At 72.4% G+C, this 16,042-nt stretch carries 14 protein-coding genes; 11 read left to right on the top strand and 3 right to left on the bottom strand.

Features of this window, described 5'->3' with window-relative positions; translation table 11 throughout:
• The first annotated feature begins 25 nt into the window (after positions 1-25).
• Entirely contained in the window at positions 26-952 is a 927-nt protein-coding gene (locus MQE23_RS16505) for a serine protease (RefSeq protein ID WP_020272407.1), read from the top strand.
• A 22-nt stretch (positions 953-974) separates the two neighbouring features.
• On the opposite strand, the gene MQE23_RS16500 is transcribed toward MQE23_RS16505, so the two are convergent.
• Both MQE23_RS16500 and MQE23_RS16495 read right to left on the bottom strand, forming a co-directional pair.
• A complete protein-coding gene (locus tag MQE23_RS16500; protein WP_243379485.1) occupies positions 975-2,585 on the bottom strand; it encodes a D-aminoacylase in 1,611 nt (536 codons plus the stop codon).
• 12 nt (positions 2,586-2,597) lie between these two features.
• Entirely contained in the window at positions 2,598-3,875 is a 1,278-nt protein-coding gene (locus tag MQE23_RS16495) for an amino acid deaminase (protein WP_020272405.1), read from the bottom strand.
• Positions 3,876-4,008: 133 nt separating this feature from the next.
• Here MQE23_RS16495 and MQE23_RS16490 point away from each other — a divergent pair, with 133 nt between their 5' ends.
• The 5 genes from MQE23_RS16490 to MQE23_RS16470 all read left to right on the top strand — a co-directional run bounded on the left by MQE23_RS16490 (position 4,009) and on the right by MQE23_RS16470 (position 8,387).
• On the top strand, positions 4,009-5,043 hold the full coding sequence (locus tag MQE23_RS16490; RefSeq protein ID WP_243379484.1) for a sugar kinase: 1,035 nt from the start codon (positions 4,009-4,011) through the stop codon (positions 5,041-5,043).
• A complete protein-coding gene (locus MQE23_RS16485; protein WP_020272057.1) occupies positions 5,040-5,801 on the top strand; it encodes an IclR family transcriptional regulator in 762 nt (253 codons plus the stop codon). Before MQE23_RS16490 ends, MQE23_RS16485 begins: the two co-directional genes overlap by 4 nt.
• On the top strand, positions 5,798-6,208 hold the full coding sequence (locus MQE23_RS16480; protein ID WP_020272058.1) for a RidA family protein: 411 nt from the start codon (positions 5,798-5,800) through the stop codon (positions 6,206-6,208). The genes MQE23_RS16485 and MQE23_RS16480 overlap by 4 nt, the downstream gene beginning before the upstream one ends.
• Before the next feature lie 104 nt (positions 6,209-6,312).
• Positions 6,313-7,791 (top strand): gluconate:H+ symporter, encoded by a 1,479-nt coding sequence (locus tag MQE23_RS16475; RefSeq protein ID WP_243379483.1) that lies wholly within the window; start codon positions 6,313-6,315, stop codon positions 7,789-7,791.
• 83 nt (positions 7,792-7,874) lie between these two features.
• The gene (locus tag MQE23_RS16470; protein WP_020272060.1) at positions 7,875-8,387 is read left to right on the top strand and encodes a hypothetical protein; all 513 of its coding nucleotides are present in this window, start codon (positions 7,875-7,877) and stop codon (positions 8,385-8,387) included.
• Positions 8,388-8,399: 12 nt separating this feature from the next.
• Here MQE23_RS16470 and MQE23_RS16465 read toward each other — a convergent pair whose 3' ends face one another.
• On the bottom strand, positions 8,400-9,752 hold the full coding sequence (locus MQE23_RS16465; protein ID WP_020272061.1) for a M14 family metallopeptidase: 1,353 nt from the start codon (positions 9,750-9,752) through the stop codon (positions 8,400-8,402).
• Positions 9,753-10,016: 264 nt separating this feature from the next.
• On the opposite strand from MQE23_RS16465, the gene MQE23_RS16460 reads away from it, so the two are divergent.
• From MQE23_RS16460 to MQE23_RS16440, 5 genes are all read left to right on the top strand, one after another.
• Positions 10,017-12,632 (top strand): LuxR C-terminal-related transcriptional regulator, encoded by a 2,616-nt coding sequence (locus MQE23_RS16460; RefSeq protein WP_020272062.1) that lies wholly within the window; start codon positions 10,017-10,019, stop codon positions 12,630-12,632.
• 31 nt (positions 12,633-12,663) lie between these two features.
• Positions 12,664-13,575 carry an MEDS domain-containing protein gene (locus tag MQE23_RS16455; RefSeq protein ID WP_037668679.1) on the top strand — a complete coding sequence of 304 codons (912 nt, stop codon included), beginning with the start codon at positions 12,664-12,666 and terminating at the stop codon, positions 13,573-13,575.
• An 80-nt stretch (positions 13,576-13,655) separates the two neighbouring features.
• Positions 13,656-14,138, top strand: a complete 483-nt coding sequence (locus MQE23_RS16450) for an ATP-binding protein (RefSeq protein WP_020272064.1) — start codon at positions 13,656-13,658, stop codon at positions 14,136-14,138.
• A 158-nt stretch (positions 14,139-14,296) separates the two neighbouring features.
• Positions 14,297-15,613 carry an Nramp family divalent metal transporter gene (locus tag MQE23_RS16445; RefSeq protein ID WP_020272065.1) on the top strand — a complete coding sequence of 439 codons (1,317 nt, stop codon included), beginning with the start codon at positions 14,297-14,299 and terminating at the stop codon, positions 15,611-15,613.
• A gap of 17 nt (positions 15,614-15,630) precedes the next feature.
• Positions 15,631-16,038 (top strand): hypothetical protein, encoded by a 408-nt coding sequence (locus MQE23_RS16440; protein WP_020272066.1) that lies wholly within the window; start codon positions 15,631-15,633, stop codon positions 16,036-16,038.
• Positions 16,039-16,042: the final 4 nt, after the last annotated feature.

Raw genomic sequence — 16,042 nt, 5'->3', positions numbered from 1 at the left:
CCTCCGTCGCAAGAGGGGACCCCCCATGAGAAAACCTCTCGCAGCCGCGTTCTGCGCCCTGGCGATAGCCGGGGCCGGCGCGGCTCCCGCGACCGCAGCCGAGGCCGCCCCCACGGGCGTCGGCAAGGTCGCGGACACGGGCGCGGTCACGTCCGCCGTCTCGGACGTGGTCACGTCCGCAGCGGAGACCGTGTCCGGGCTCACCAACCCGGCGCCCAAGGGCGTGAACTTCGCCGGCACGGTCGCGCTCAGCAACTGCTCCGGCTCCGTCGTCCGCATGCCGGACTCCGAGGCCGGCGACCCGGCGCTGGTGATGACCAACGGCCACTGCCTGGAGTCCGGCTTCCCCGGCCCCGGCGAGGTCCAGGTCGACAAGGCCTCCAGCCGCACCTTCAGCCTGCTCAACGCCTCCGGCTCGCGCGTGGCGACCCTGCGCGCCGCCAAGCTCGCGTACGCCACGATGACCGACACGGACGTCGCGTTCTACCAGCTCACCACCAGCTACGCGCAGATCAAGAGCTCCTACGGCATCAGCCCGCTGACGCTGAACGACTCGCACCCCGTCGCCGGCACCGCCATCAGCATCCCCTCCGGCTACTGGAAGCGGATCTACAGCTGCGACATCGACGGGTTCGCGTACCGCCTGAAGGAGGGCGACTGGACCTGGAAGGACTCGGTCCGTTACACCTCCGCCTGCAACACCATCGGCGGCACGTCCGGCTCGCCCGTCGTCGACCAGGCCACCGGCAAGGTCGTCGCCATCAACAACACCGGCAACGAGGACGGCGAGCGCTGCACGGTGAACAACCCCTGTGAGGTCGACAAGAGCGGCAACGTGACCGTCCGCAAGGGCATCAACTACGCCCAGCAGACCTACCAGATCCCGTCCTGCTTCGGCATCGACAACAAGCTCGACCTGAGCGCGAGCGGCTGCACCCTGCCCAAGCCGTAAGGGAGGTCCCCGGGTCGGGCGGTCACGCGGGAGTCCTGCGGACCGCCCGGCCCGCCAGGGCGTCCGTGCGGCGCCCGTCCTCGATCACGAACCGCCCGTCGACCAGCACGTACGGGATGCCCGTCGGGAGCACGCGCGGCTCGGCGAAGCTCGACCCCGCCGCGACCGTCACCGGGTCGAAGAGCACCAGGTCGGCGACGTACCCCTCGCGCACCAGGCCCCGGTCCGGCAGCCGGAGCCGGGCCGCCGGGCGCGAGGTGAGGTGCGCGACGCACTCCTCCAGCGACAGCACCCCCAACTCCCGCACGTAGTGCCCGAGGTAGTGCGGGAACGTGCCGTACGCGCGAGGGTGCGGTTTGGCGCCCTGGAGGATGCCGTCCGAGCCGCCGGTGTGCACGCGGTGGCGCATGATCGCCCGGACGTTCTCCTCGTGGCCGACGTGCTGCAGGATCGTCGGCGCCAGCCGGTCGGCCAGCAGCAGCCCGCGCGCGGTCACCCAGGGGGCCTCGCCCCGCCGGTCGGCCGACTCCTGCACCGTCCGGCCGACGTAATCGGCCAGGGCCGGGTCGCCCACGCCCGAGATCTCGATCGTGTCCCACTCGATGGGCACGCCGTGGCAGCCGTCCGAGCCGGTGACCTCCAGGTCGTGGCGGATCCGCTCGGCCGTCTCCTCGTCCGCCAGCCGCTCGATGACCCGCTCGGGCCCGCCCTCGCTCGCCCAGCTCGGCAGCATGGCCGCCAGCGTCGTACAGCCCGGGGTGTAGGGGTAGGTGTCGAGGCTGATGTCCGCCCCGGCCGCCAGCGCCTCGTCCAGCAGGGCCAGCAGCTCGGGCGCCCGGCCCTTGTTCACGCCGAAGTTCATGGTGGCGTGGGCGAGATGCAGGGAGCAGCCCGCCTCCCGGGCCAGCGTGACCATCTCCCGGTACGCCTCCAGGGCGCCCGCGCCGTAGGAGCGGTGGTGCGGGCAGTAGTAGCCGCCGTACGACGCCACCACCCGGCACAGCTCCGTCAGTTCGGCGTCCTTGGCGTACATGCCGGGCGTGTACGTCAGCCCCGACGACATGCCGACGGCGCCCTGCTCCATGCCCTCGGCGACCAACTGCCGCATCCGGTCCAGCTCCCGCGGGGTGGCCTCCCGGTCCTCCCAGCCGACGGCGAGCGCACGGACCGTGCCCTGGGGGACGAGGTAGGCCGCGTTGACGGCGATGCCGCGGTCGAGGCGGTCGAGGTACTCGCCCACCGTCCGCCAGTCGAAGTCGATGTCGTCGCCGGAGCCGTTCCACCCGGCGATCGCCCGGCGCACCTCGCCGAGCGTGCGGTCGTCGACCGGCGCGTACGACAGTCCGTCCTGGCCGATGACCTCCAGCGTGACGCCCTGCGCGGCCTTGGCGCTGTGGTCGGGGTCGCGCAGCAGGGCCAGGTCGCTGTGGGCGTGCATGTCGACGAAGCCGGGGGAGAGGACGAGTCCCTCGGCGTCCAGTTCCCGGCGCGCCTTCGGCCGCTGGCAGCCGGCCGCGGCGGCCTCCTTGACGATGGACACGATCCGGCCGCCGTCGACCACGACATCGGCCCGGTAGGACGGTTCGCCGGAGCCGTCCACGACGTCCGCGTCCCGGATGACGAGTTCTTCCATCGCGCCGGCCTCCTAGAAGAACGTACGGACGTAGTCGACGACCGTGCCGTCCGCCTCCGCGACCGGGATCAGCGGCCACTTGTCGAACGACGTGCACGGATGGGACAGCCCCAGACCGACCCAGTCGCCCACCTCCAGATCCGCCTCCGGCGTGGTGCTCAGCCAGGCGTGCTGGTCGGACAGGGCCGTCACCGACACGCCGGTGGCCGGGCGCTCGGCGCCGTCCCGGCGGATCACCTGGGCGAAGGGCAGGTCGAGGTCGTAGGCCGCGTCCCGCTTGCCCGCGTTGACGAAGGCCTGCTCGGCCGAGGGCCGTGACACCACCTGCGTCCACAGCCGGAACGCCGGCTCCAGGGCGCCCTCCTCGGGCACCCGGTTGAACGGGGTCAGCTTGCGGTAGTGGCCGTCGTCGTGCGAGACGTAGGCGCCCGAGCGCAGCAACTTCAGGACCGGCCGGGAGAGTTCGGGGATCTCCGCGAAGACGTCGGCGACCGCGTCGAACCAGGCGCTGCCGCCCGCGCTGACGACGATCTCGTCCACGTCCGTGAAACGCCCCGCCTCGTCGAAGCCGGCGGCCAGCGCGACGAGCCGCCGCAGCCACGCCGTCACCCGCTCCGGGTCGGCCTTCGGCACCTCGCCCTCGTAGCCCGCGACGCCGACCAGCCGCAGGGACCGGGTGCCCGCCACCGCGTCCGCGACCGCCGCGCACTCCGCCTCCGTCCGCACACCGGTCCGGGCGCCCTCCCCGGCGGCCAGTTCCACGACGACGTCCAGCGGGCGCCGGGCATCACCCAGCGCGGCGTCCATCAGTTCCACCCCGCGCACCGAGTCGACGTAAGCGACGAAGCGGAACTCCGGGTCGGCGTCGAGCTCGGCGGAGACCCAGCGCAGGGCCGCCGGGTCGACCAGCTCGTTCGCCAGGAAGACGCGTCGGGTCCCGAACGCGCGCGCCACCCGCACCTGGTGCGGCACCGCCAGCGTGATGCCCCACGCCCCGTGCTCGATCTGCCGCTGGAACAGCTGCGGCGCCATGGAGGTCTTGCCGTGCGGCGCGAAGGCCAGGCCGTGCCGGTCCGCGTAGGTCTCCATGAGCCTCAGGTTGTGCTCCAGGCGCTCGGCGGACAGCGCGAGCACGGGCGTGGCGAAGCCGCCCGTGAACAGGTTCCGGCGCTGGGCGGCCAGCTCGCCCACGGTCAGCCCGTCGGCGTCCGGCGGGAGGCCCTTGAAGCGGTGGTCGACGCGCTCGGCGGCGAGCCGGGCGAGGGACTCGGCGGGGCTGTCGGCTGTCATGGAGCCTCCTGATCAGCACTGTTGCAGTAGCTGCAACCTTCATTGCGTATGTCGCTGAACGCTGTCTAACATCTCGGCCACCGCCGGTCAATGAAACCGCCACCCACCGACCCGACGAGGAGCTACGAGCATCGTGACCCCCACCGGACCCTGCAACGCCCCCGACGTCGTGGACGTCGTCGCGCTCGGCGAGTCCATGGTCACGTTCCTGCCGTCCCGGCCGGGACGGCTCGCCGACGTCCCCTCCTTCGACCGGGGCATCGGTGGCGCGGAGTCCAACACGGCGTGCGTGCTGGCCGCCGCCGGGCACTCCGTGCGGTGGGTCAGCCGGGTGGGGGACGACCCGTTCGGCGACCACCTGGTCGGGGCGATCGGCGGGTACGGGGTCGACGTGGCACACGTCCGGCGCGACCCCGCCCGCCCCACCGGCATCTACTTCCGCACCGCCGGCGACCGGGCCACCGACGCGCACGAGGTGGCGTACTACCGGACCGGGTCAGCGGCCTCGGCCATGTCGGCCGGCAACGTGGACCTGGACGCGGTCCGCGCCGGCCGCGTACTGCACCTGTCCGGGATCACGGCCGCACTGTCCGCGACCTGCCTGGACCTGATGCGCGAGCTGACCGCCCGCCGGCCCGGCCGCCCCCTGGTCTCCTTCGACGTCAACCACCGGCCCGGCCTGTGGCGCGACACGGACGCTCCGGAGGTGCTGCGGGATCTCGCGCGCGGCGCGGACCTCGTGTTCGTCGGGCAGGACGAGGCCTGGGGGCTGCGCGGCGCCGAGGCCGTCCGCGCCGCCCTCCCCGAACCCGAGGTGCTGGTCGTGAAGCAGGGCGCCGCGGGAGCCACCGTCTTCGACCGGCGGGACGTCACCTTCGTGCCCGCCCCGCGGGTCGACGTCGTCGCCGCCGTCGGTGCCGGGGACGCCTTCGCCGCCGGGTTCCTCTCCGCCACCCTGCGCGGACTGCCCGTCCGCGACCGGCTGCGGCACGGGCATCTGCTGGCCGCCGCCGCGCTCACCGCCCCCGGCGACCTCGCCGCGCCGCCCGCGCGGGAGCACGCCGACCGCCTCGCCGCCCTGGACGACGCCGCATGGGGGAGACTGCGACTCGGCCCGGGCTGGACCGATGACACACAGCGGGCCCCCGAGGAGGTACGTACGCCATGAGCCAGACCGTCGACCGCGCGCTCAGCATCCTGCCGCTGCTCGCCGAGGGCCCCGCCGACCTGGGGCAGGTCGCCGACCGCCTCGGCGTGCACAAGTCCACGGCCCTGCGCCTGCTGCGCACCCTCCACGAGCACGGCCTCGTCTACCGCCAGTCCGACCAGCGCTACCGCCTCGGCGCCCGCCTCTTCGCCCTCGCCCAGGAGGCGATGGAGAACCTCGACGTCCGCGAGATCGCCCATCCCCACCTGGTCCGCCTCAACGAGAGCTGCGGGCACACCGTGCACCTCGCCGTGTACGAGGAGAACGAGGTCCTCTACATCGACAAGGTCGAGAGCCGCTACCCGGTGCGGATGTACTCCCGCATCGGCAAGCCCGTCGCCATCACCGTCGCCGCGGTCGCGAAGCTGCTGCTGGCCGACCTGCCCGAGCACGAGCGGCGGGCCGTGGCGGAGAAGCTCGACTACCCGACCTACACGTCCCGTTCGACACCGAACGCCGGCGCGTTCCTGCGCGAGCTGGAGAAGGTGCGCGAACAGGGCTGGGCCACCGACCTCGGCGGCCACGAGGAGTCCATCAACTGCGTCGCGGCGCCCATCCGCGGCGCCGACGGCCGGGTCGTCGCCGCGATGTCGGTCTCCGCGCCGAACGTCGTCGTCACCGCCGACGAACTCCTCACCCTCCTGCCGCTGGTGCGCCGTACGGCGGACGCCATCAGCGGCGAGTACTCCGGCAGAACACCAGTGAAGGGCACCGAATGACGGACAAGACCGCACTCACCCCCAAGACCCACACCACCCCGCCGGCGAAGTTCTCGCACGGTGTGAGGAAGGGCAACATCCTCCAGGTCGCCGGACAGGTCGGCTTCCTGCCCGCCGAGGAGGGCAAGCCGCCCACGCCCGCCGGGCCGACCCTGCGCGAGCAGACCCTCCAGACCCTGGCCAACGTCAAGGCCGTCCTCGAAGAGGGCGGCGCCGGCTGGGACGACGCGATGATGATCCGCGTCTACCTCACCGACGTGGCCCACTTCGCCGAGTTCAACGAGATCTACAACGCGTACTTCGAGGAGCAGGGCCTGACCCGGCCGCCCGCCGCGCGCACGACGGTCTACGTCGGCCTGCCCGCGGGTCTCCTCGTCGAGATCGACGCGCTGGCCGTCCTCGGCTGACCCACCCCCACCCCCGCACGTCCGTGAGGCGCGGCGCCCTCGATGCGCCGCGTCGCGCTCCCCCCTACCCAGAAGCTGCATGCATTTACGTAGAGGACCCCCGAATGTCCCATCCGCTCGCCGCGTCCGCCCCAGCCGAGACCCCACCCCACACCGGAGGCCTGCTCCTCCTGGTCGACGGTACGGCCGGACTCCTGCTCACCGCCGCGCTCGGCATCGGGCTGCTGCTGTTCCTCATCATCAGGATGAGACTCCAGCCGTTCGTCGCCCTGCTCGCGGTCTCCATAGCCGTCGGCCTCGCGGCCGGCCTGTCGGTCACCGAACTCTTCGGCACGGTCCAGAAGTCGGACGCCGTCTCCACCATCGAGTCCGGCATGGGCGGCATCCTCGGCCATGTCGCGATCATCATCGGCCTGGGCACCATGCTCGGCGCGATCCTCGAAGTCAGCGGCGGCGCCGAGGTACTGGCCGGTCGCCTGCTCGGCCTGTTCGGCGAGAAGCGCGCCCCGCTCGCCATGGGCCTCACCGGTCTGATCTTCGGCATCCCGGTCTTCTTCGACGTCGGCATCTTCGTCCTGGCGCCCATCGTCTACGCCGCCGCCAAGCGCTCGGGCAAGTCGATCCTGCTCTACTGCCTGCCCCTGCTCGCGGGCCTGTCGGTCACCCACGCGTTCCTGCCGCCGCACCCGGGCCCGGTGGCCGCCGCCGGTCTCCTCCACGTCGACCTCGGCTGGGTCATCCTCATGGGCATCGTCTGCGGTCTGCCCGCCGTGGCCGCCGCCTGGGCGTACTCGGCGTGGATCGGCCGCCGCATCTTCGTCGCCGTGCCGCAGGACATGGTCGAGGCGGCGGAGGAGGCCAAGCAGGCCGTCGTCGACGAGCAGCGGGCGGTCGGCACGGAGCCGCGCGAGCAGCCGGTCTCCCTCGGCACGGTCCTGGGCATCATCGGCACCCCGCTGGTCCTCATCCTCGCCGCGACCTTCTCCTCGATCGCCCTGGACCCCTCCACCCTCCGCTCGGTGATCGAGTTCTTCGGCAACCCGTTCGTGGCGCTCACCCTCGCCCTGTTCCTCGCGTACTACCTGCTGGGCATCCGGCGCGGCTGGTCCCGCAAGTCGCTGGAGACGGTGTCCACGGCGTCCCTGAAGCCGGTCGGCAACATCCTGCTCGTGGTCGGCGCGGGCGGCATCTTCGGCGCCGTCCTCAAGGCCAGCGGCGTCGCCCAGGCCCTCTCGGACACGTTCAACGACGTGGGCCTGCCGGTGCTCGTCCTCTCCTACCTGATCTCCGTGGTCCTGCGCGTCGCCCAGGGCTCCGCGACGGTGGCCATCGTGACGACGGCGGGCATCGTGGCGCCCCTGCTGTCCGAGGGCGACCACTCCCAGGCCTTCGTCGCCCTGGTCATCATGGCCATCTCCGCCGGCTCCATCTTCGCCTCGCACGTCAACGACGGCGGCTTCTGGATGGTCGCCAAGTACTTCGGCATCAGCGAACGGGACACGCTCAAGTCGTGGACCGTGCTGGAGAGTGTCCTGTCGGTGGCGGGGTTCGCGGTGGCGGCGGTACTGAGCCTGTTCGTGTAGACGTCCTGTTTCGTGTAGGCGTCTTATAACGAAGTCGGGGCTGGCTGTGTGCGGCACAGGTTTGTCGACCATACTGCTCCGCTGTGGAGCAGCGCATAGGTTCGAGCAGCCAGCCCCTGGAGGGCGCCGGATTCGACCCGGCCTTCATCCCCGGGCTCACGTCACCCGCGTCGGCGAGGACGGAGGACGACGGGCCGGAGAAGGAGCCGGAGGTCGCCGCGGCGCAGGACGCCGAGGAGTCCGCCCCCGAGCCGGAGGAGACGGCCGAGGCGGCCTCGCCCTCCGAGCCGGAGGAGGAGGCCGACGTCGACGGTCCCGTCTTCGAGGCGTCCGACCGCCGCGCGAGAATAGTCGCGGACCACAGAGGCGTACGCCTGTCCCTGGACGACCAGGGATGCGAGTTCCGCTGGGACGAGATCGGGGCGGTGGAGACGGAGACCGCCCGCTTCGGCAAGCGCTACACCGTCACCGTCCACACCCCTGACCGGCGCTGGTACCCGATCGAGATCGAAGCACCGGCCAGGAGCCACTTCACCGAGTGGGACACGCAGTTGGACGCGGTACTGGACGCCTACTTCGAGGAAGACGCCGAGTAGCCGGCCGGTCCACTACCGGCAGTACTGGGCTTCTTTCCCGATGGCCCGGTACATGCAGTCCGCGTTCTCCAGGAGTTGCAGCACCGCGTCGCGGTTACGGGAGGTCTCCCGCTCGATCACCTCGTCGGGCGGGTAGAACCCGCCACCGCCGGACCTCGGATACATCTCGAAGGTGTACCCGAAGATCTTGTGCGTGCCCCAGAGGTAGTCGTCGATCGACCCGTCCGTGATGTACAGGTCGCTGGACTGCTCGGCCGTGTACCCGTTGCTCGCGGCCATCTTCTGCCCGACCGCCTTGAACGCCGCGTTGTCGTCCGCGGTCATGCCGGTGGTCGTGTCGGAGTACGTGTAGCCGAACGGCCACAGCACCAGCTCGCTGTACGTGTGGAAGTCGATGCCGGCCTTGATCTGCTGCACCCCGCCGACGACCCGGCTGCGCACGAAGTCGGCGACGACCTTCACCTCGGGTGCCGACTCCGCCGCCCGGCCCCGGTACGTATCGGAGGACGTCGAGCCCGAGGAGCCGCCGCAGCAGCCCCAGCGGTAGTTCCAGTTGCGGTTGAGGTCGGTACCGACGTACGAACTGCCGCTGTTGGGCTGGCGGTTCTTGCGCCACGAGCGGTACGACCCCGTCGCGATGTCGTACTCGCCGCCGTCCGGGTTGATGTCCGGGACGATCCAGATCTCACGGTTGTTCACCATGCTGGTGACGCGCGAGTCGGAGCCGTAGTCGGAGGTCAGCTCGCGCAGCAGGTAGAGCGCCATCTCGACGGTGAGGTGCTCGCGGGCGTGCTGGTGATGGGTGAACAGCACCTCCGGCTCGGACTCGTCGCTGCCCACGTTGTCGCTGATCTTGACGGCGACGATGTCCCGGCCCTGGTACGACTTGCCGATCACGCGCCGGCTCACGATGGACGGGTTGGCCGAGACGATCGAGTCGATCGCGCTCGTCATCTCCGCGTAGTTGTGGTAACGCGAGTCGGCGGACGGGAAGTCGTGGATCCGGACGTCGTCGTCGCCGGCGGACCGGTCGGGCGCGGCGCCGAGCGGGGTGACCTCGTAGCCCAGCGCGCGCAGCTTCTTGATCTGGTCCGCGCGTCCGGAGACGACGACACCGTGGCCGTGGGCCTCGTCCACGGTCACGCCGGTGCGCTGAAGTGCCGTGCGGTCCTCGGCCGTCGCGTGCAGGTGGATCTCGTACTGCCGGACGTCGTCGGCCGACGGGGCCGCCTTGCGGGCGCTGTCGGCGGTGGCGTCCGAGGTCGTCGCGGTCAGGGGCGCCGCGAGGGCGAGTGCGAGGAGGGCCGCGAGGGCGGCGGTGCGTCTGCCGGTGCGGGCACCGGAGCCTCGTATGCGGAGTCGCATGAAATCTCCTTGTGGGAGGTGGGGTTGTTCCGTGCGACGTACGTGGTGCGGGTGGCGCACATCGTTCTGCCAATGGCATGAGCAGGTCAAGATGGAAAGCGGTCGCGCATAGTACGCGGGCGGCGCGGCGGTCGAGCTGTCCTGGTCGAAGTACACCCACGGGTGTGACCCGAGCGTGCATATATGTACGCAGCGGGGGAGAGTGAGGGTCCGCGCAAGGAGTGTCCGGATCCTCGGACCACACCCCCAGAGGACTGGCTGATCATGGGCGGATCAGCGCCACGACGGGACCACCAGCTGCCGGTCGAGACGACCAGCTTCGTCGACCGGCGTGGCGAACTGACCCAGGGCCGCGAGCTGTTGGCCCGCGCACGGCTGGTGACCCTGACCGGGCCGGGCGGCGTCGGCAAGACCCGGCTCGCCGCGCGCATCGCGGCCCGGGTGCAGCGGGCCTTCCCCGACGGCGTGCGCTTCGTGCACCTCTCCGGGCTGCACGACCCGGCGCTCGTGCCACTCGCCGCCGCCGATGCGCTGGGGCTGCACGACCACTCCGCCCAGCCGCCCCTGGACGCCCTCGTCGAGCAGGTGCGGGACCGGCGGCTGCTGCTCGTCGTCGACAACTGCGAACATCTGGCGGGGGCGTGTGCGCAGCTCGCCGCGGCCCTGCTGCACGGCACCGAGGGCGTCCGCGTCCTCGCCACCAGCCGGCACCGGCTCGGCCTCACCGAGGAGCACCTGCTGGAGGTGCGGCCCCTGCCGGTGCCCGACCCGGACGGCGACCTCTCCGCCGCCGAGGGCTATCCGGCCCTCACGCTCTTCGCCGACCGGGCCGCCGCGGTCGTCCCCGGCTTCCGCCTCACCCCGGACAACCGCGCCTCCGTGGCCCGCCTGTGCCACCGCCTGGAGGGCCTCCCCCTCGCCATCGAACTCGCCGCCGTCCGCATGCGCGTCCTCGACGTCGACCAGCTCCTGGACCGCCTCGACGACCGCTACCGATTCCTCACCACCGGCAGCCCCGCCGCCCTGCCCCGCCACCAGACCCTGCGCGCGGCGGTCGCCTGGAGCCACGACCTGTGCACCGGCCCCGAGCAACTGGTGTGGGCCCGGCTGTCGGTCCTGGCGGGCAGCTTCGACCTGGAGACGGCGGAGGCGGTGTGCGCGGACGACACCGGGGAGCCGGACGCCGGGTGGGGGACTGGCCCGGCACCGGCGGAAGCGCTCCTGCCGGGCGGGCCCCGGTTCGCGGACGGCTCCTGTGAACTCACCCGGCCCGTGCAGGCGCTCTCGGGGACTGTGACGGTGGGGAGCGCGTTCCCGCCTGCCCCCGCTCCGGCAGGCGGGCCCGTGCCGTTGCCCGTGATGCGCCCCGAGTCCCTGATCGTCCCGAGCACCGGCGGGGGCCTGACGCTGCCCCCGCCGACCGCGGGCGCCGCAGGCAACTGGACCCCGCGGCCCGGAGGCCTCCGTGCCGACGACGTGCTCGACGCCGTCGCCGGGCTCGTGGACAAGTCCGTGCTGTGCCGGGAGCCGGGACCCGGCGGGGTGCGGTACCGGATGCTCGACACGCTGCGGCAGTACGGGCTGGAGCAGTTGCGGCGGACCGTCGGGGAGGAGGGCGCCGCCCGGCGGCGGCAGCGGGACTGGACGCTGCGGTCGGTCGAGGCGTGCGAGCGCGGCTGGTTCGGGCCCGGGCAGCCGGAGACCGTCGCCCGGCTGCGCGCCGACCGGGACAACCTGCGCGCCGCCCTCGACTTCAGCCTCTCCACCCCGGGCGAGGCGCGCGCCGGGCTGCGGCTCGCCGGCACCCTCTGGTTCTACTGGCACGCCTGCGGCGCACCGCGCGAAGGCCTGTACTGGCTCGACCGGGCCCTGGCCGCCAACCCCGAGCCGACCCCGGAACGGGCCCGCGGCCTCTGGGTCGCCGGACTGCTCGCCGCCGCCACCCAGGACTTCCCCCGCGGCCGCCGGCACGCCAGGGACGCCCTCGCCCTCGCCCGGCTCCTGGGCCACGCCGCCGAGGCCGCCCACGCCGAGTACGTCATCGGCGTCCTCAGGCTGTTCGGCGACGACCTGCCCGGCGCGCTGCGGCACTTCGAGACCACCGTCGCCCGCGGCCCCGTGCCCGGCCAACACCTCAGCGTCGTAGGACTCGACCAGGTCGAACTCGCCTGCGCGCTGGGTTTCCTGGGCGAGGCCGACCGGGCCGTCGAGGTGTGCGAGCGGGCTCTCGGACTGTGCGAGCGGCACGGCGAGCTGTGGGTACGGTCGTACGTGCTGCGCATCCTCGCCCTCGCGCACAGCGTGCGCCGCGACTGGGCCCGGGCCGAGCGGCACGCCCGCGAGGCCCTGCGCCTCAAGCTCGCCGTCCACGACGTCATCGGCATCGCCCTGACACTCGACCTGCTCGCGTCGATCGCCACCGAACGCGGCGCCCACCGGCACGCGGCCGTGCTGCTGGGCGGCGCCGACCGCGTCTGGGCCGACATCGACGCCGCCCGCTGGGGCGCGCGCACCCTGAACGCCGCCCGCCGGGACAGCGAGGAGCGGGCCTGCCTGGCCCTGGGACGGGACGCGTTCGAACGGGCTCACCGGCGCGGCGCCGGCCTCGGTCTCGCCGAGCTCGTCGGCCAGGCGCTCCAGGAACCGGCCCGCCCGCGCCCCCGCGAGTCCAGGGCCCCGCACGACGACACCCCGGTCCGTCTCACCCGGCGTGAGACCGAGGTCGCCCGGCTCGTCGCCGAAGGGCTCGCCAACCAGCAGATCGCCGACCGCCTGGTGATCGCCCGCCGCACCGCCGAAGGCCATGTGGAACGCATCCTCAGCAAGCTCGGCTTCAGCAACCGCAGCCAGATCGCCGCCTGGGTGACCGCCCAGCGCTGACCCGTCCGTACCGCGAACCCCGAGGGGAACCATGACCACCCGACAGCCCCCGACGCCCCCCGCGTTCGGCCACCGCATGGCCGTCTTCGGCACCGACGACGACTTCGTGGCCGCCGCCCTGCCCTTCCTCGGCGAAGGCCTCGCCGCCCCCGGCGAACCACCCCCCGTGGCCATCGCCGACCCCCGCAACCTGGACCTCCTGCGGGACGCCCTCGGCGCGGACGCCAAGGACGTCACCTGCATCCCGCACACCGACTGGTACACCGGCTCGGCCGCCAACGCCGTCGCCCAGGCTGCCTCCTACCTCACCGCCCACGCCGGTCCCGGGGGCAGGATCCACCTCCTCATGGAGCCCGTCTGGAGCGGCCGGGCCGGCCGCTCGGCCCGCGAGACCACCGAGTGGATCCGCTACGAGGCCCTCGCCAACCTCCTCTTCGCGCCCATGGCCACGACCGCGCTGTGCGCGTACGACACCCGCACCGCCGGCCCCGCCGTCGTCGCGGCGGCCCGCCGCGCCCACCCCGACACGGAGGTGTACGAGGACCCGGTGCGGCTCGCGGCCGAACTCGACGCCGTACCGCTGCCGCTGCCCCCGGCCGGTGCGCAGCCCCTCCTGGAGCCGCACGCCGCGGCCGTGCAGGCCTGGGCACAGACCCGGGGACTGCCCGCCGCCGACGCCGAGTTGTTCGCCGCCGCCGTCGCGGAGACGGCGGCGGCCCTGGCGCCCCTCGACGGCACCGCCCTGCTGTGGGGCGAGGCGCCCGCCTGCGTCTGCGAGCTGCGCTCGGCCCGCCCCGTCGGCGACCCGCTCGCCGGCTTCGTCCCGCCACCGCCCGCCGGGCCGGAGCCCGGCCCGGGGCTGTGGTACGCGCGGCAGGTCTGCGCGTACGTGGACATCCGCGACGACGCGGGGGGAGCCACGGTCCGCCTCCAGTACGCGTAAGCCGCCCACCTGCGCAAGCAGGTAGGGGATCGGGTAGTCCTCCCCCTGCGCCGGAGCGGCCCCAGGGGCACCCTGGGGGCATGCTGCAACTCTCCGGGCGCCACCTCCCGGACCCCGACGCCAGGTACGGCCCGTTCCCGCAACCACCCCTGGGGGCCGGCCACCTGAGCGTCGAGTACGCCCCCGAACCCTCCGCCGTCCGCGAGGCCCGCGCTCAGGTGCGCAGGCAGTTGGAGGGATGGGGGCTCGCGGAGCGCGGTGAGGTGGCGGACGTGGCGGAACTGCTCGTCGGTGAACTGGCCACCAACGCCCTGGTGCACGCCGAGAGCCGCTTCCGGCTCACGCTCTTCGCCGCACACGGCGTACTGCGCTGCGAGGTGGCCGACACCGAACGCCGCGTGCCCCGGGTGCTGGACGCGGGCACCGGGGAGAGCGGCCGTGGGATGTTCCTGGTGGACGCGCTGGCCCAGCGCTGGGGCTGCCACCGGGACGGGCCGGGCAAGACCGTGTGGTTCGAGCTCGGCACGTGCGGATCGGACGGCTGTGGTCGGCGACAGCCGTGACGCTCCGCTGGGTGGGCCCTGGCGGTGCGTCCTGCCCGCCTGGGCCCGTCTTCGGGCCGCGGGTCCGTCGTGGTCGATCGCGCAGTTCCCCGCGCCCCTGAGGTCGGACCCCTCCTGCCCTCTTGTCGGGCCGGGCTCTTTGCGGTTTGTTGACCTGCATGGCGGAGACCACGGGAAACACCAGGGACCACGAGGCGTCGCGACACCCTCAGCCTCGTAAAGCGAGTTGGAAGTACATCGGTCCGGGCATCGTCGTCGCGGCGACCGGTGTCGGCGCGGGCGACCTGGTCGCCACACTGATCGCGGGCAGCAACTTCGGCTACACCCTCCTGTGGGCCGCGATCATCGGCTGCCTGGTGAAGATCTCCCTGGCCGAGGCGGCGGGCCGCTGGCATCTGTCCACGGGCCGCACACTGTTCGACGGCTGGGCGAGCCTCGGTCGCTGGACCACCTGGTTCTTCGCCGTCTACGTCGTGGTCTGGGGCTTCGTCTACGGCGCGGCGGCGATGTCGTCGAGCGCGCTGCCGCTCCAGGCGCTGTTCCCCGATGTGATGGACCTGAAGTGGTGGGGCATCGCCTGCGGCCTGGTCGGCCTGGTCTTCGTCTGGTTCAACAAGTACGCGGTGTTCGAGAAGGTCATGACCGTCCTGGTGGGCGTCATGTTCCTGGTGACGGTGTATCTGGCGATCCGGGTCACGCCCAACATCCCCGACGCCTTCGCGGGCCTCCTCCCGGTGCTGCCCGACGAGAAGGACTCGATCCTCAACACCCTGGGCCTGATCGGCGGCGTCGGCGGCACGATCACCCTCGCGGCCTACGGCTACTGGGTCAACGCCAAGGGCTGGACCGACACCGGCTGGATGAAGGTCATGCGCCTGGACAACCGCGTCGCCTACGCCACGACCGGCATCTTCGTGATCGCCATGCTCTTCGTCGGCGCCGAACTCCTGCACTCGGCGAACGTCGCGATCGCGAGCGGCGACAAGGGCCTGATCCAGCTGGGCGACATCCTGGAGGACGAGTACGGCGCGGCGACGGCGAAGTTCTTCCTGATCGGCTTCTTCGCCACGTCGTTCACCTCGCTGATCGGTGTCTGGCACGGCGTGAGCCTGATGTTCGCCGACTTCGTGGCCCGCCTGTCGGGCACGGGCCAGGCCAAGGGCGAGGAGGTCGCCTCGGGGACCCGTGAACGCTCCTGGCCCTTCCGCGCCTACCTGCTCTGGCTGACCTTCCCGCCCATGATCCTCCTCTTCGAGGGCCAGCCCTTCCGCCTGATCATCATCTACGGCGTCCTCGGCGCGGCCTTCCTGCCCTTCCTCGCCGGCACGCTGATCTGGCTCCTGAACTCCTCCCGCACGCCCAGGGAGTGGCGCAACGGACCGCTCAGCAACGTGATGCTCGCCGTCGCGGGCCTGCTGTTCCTGGTCCTGTGCGTGAAGCAGATCTGGGACCAGCCGTGGGGGGAGTTCTTCTAGAGCGGGAGAATGGCCGGATGACCCAGCACCCGCCACCCGGCCCGGGCTTCGGCCCGCCCCCGCCGCAGTACGCGCCTGCGCCCCCGTACGCCCCCGCACAGCCTCCGTACATCCAGGCTCCGCCGCCGCCTCAGCAGGCGGCGGCCGGCCCGGACTTCCTGGCCGTCGACAAGCGCAACGCGGTCGTCGTCGACGCGTCCGGCGTCGCCTTCGAGACGTCAGGCCTCACGGTCGAGTTCCGCTGGCCGGAGATCCGCGGCGTCCACTACCGGGCGAGCCCGGACGGCAAGGCGCTGATGGTCGCCGTGGTCCACATGGACGGCAGGTTCTACGAGTGCGTGGTGGAGGCCAAGCCCAGGACGCGGCTTCAGGAGTGGTTCCCGCAGCTGGCCTGGGTCCTCGGCCACTACCGTCCGATGGGATAGGGGC

The organism is Streptomyces sp. HP-A2021 (genome assembly GCF_022807935.1).
Taxonomy (GTDB): Bacteria; Actinomycetota; Actinomycetes; order Streptomycetales; family Streptomycetaceae; genus Streptomyces; species Streptomyces afghaniensis.
Note: the sequence above shows the minus strand (reverse complement) of the source record. Positions and strands in the feature narration are given on the sequence as shown.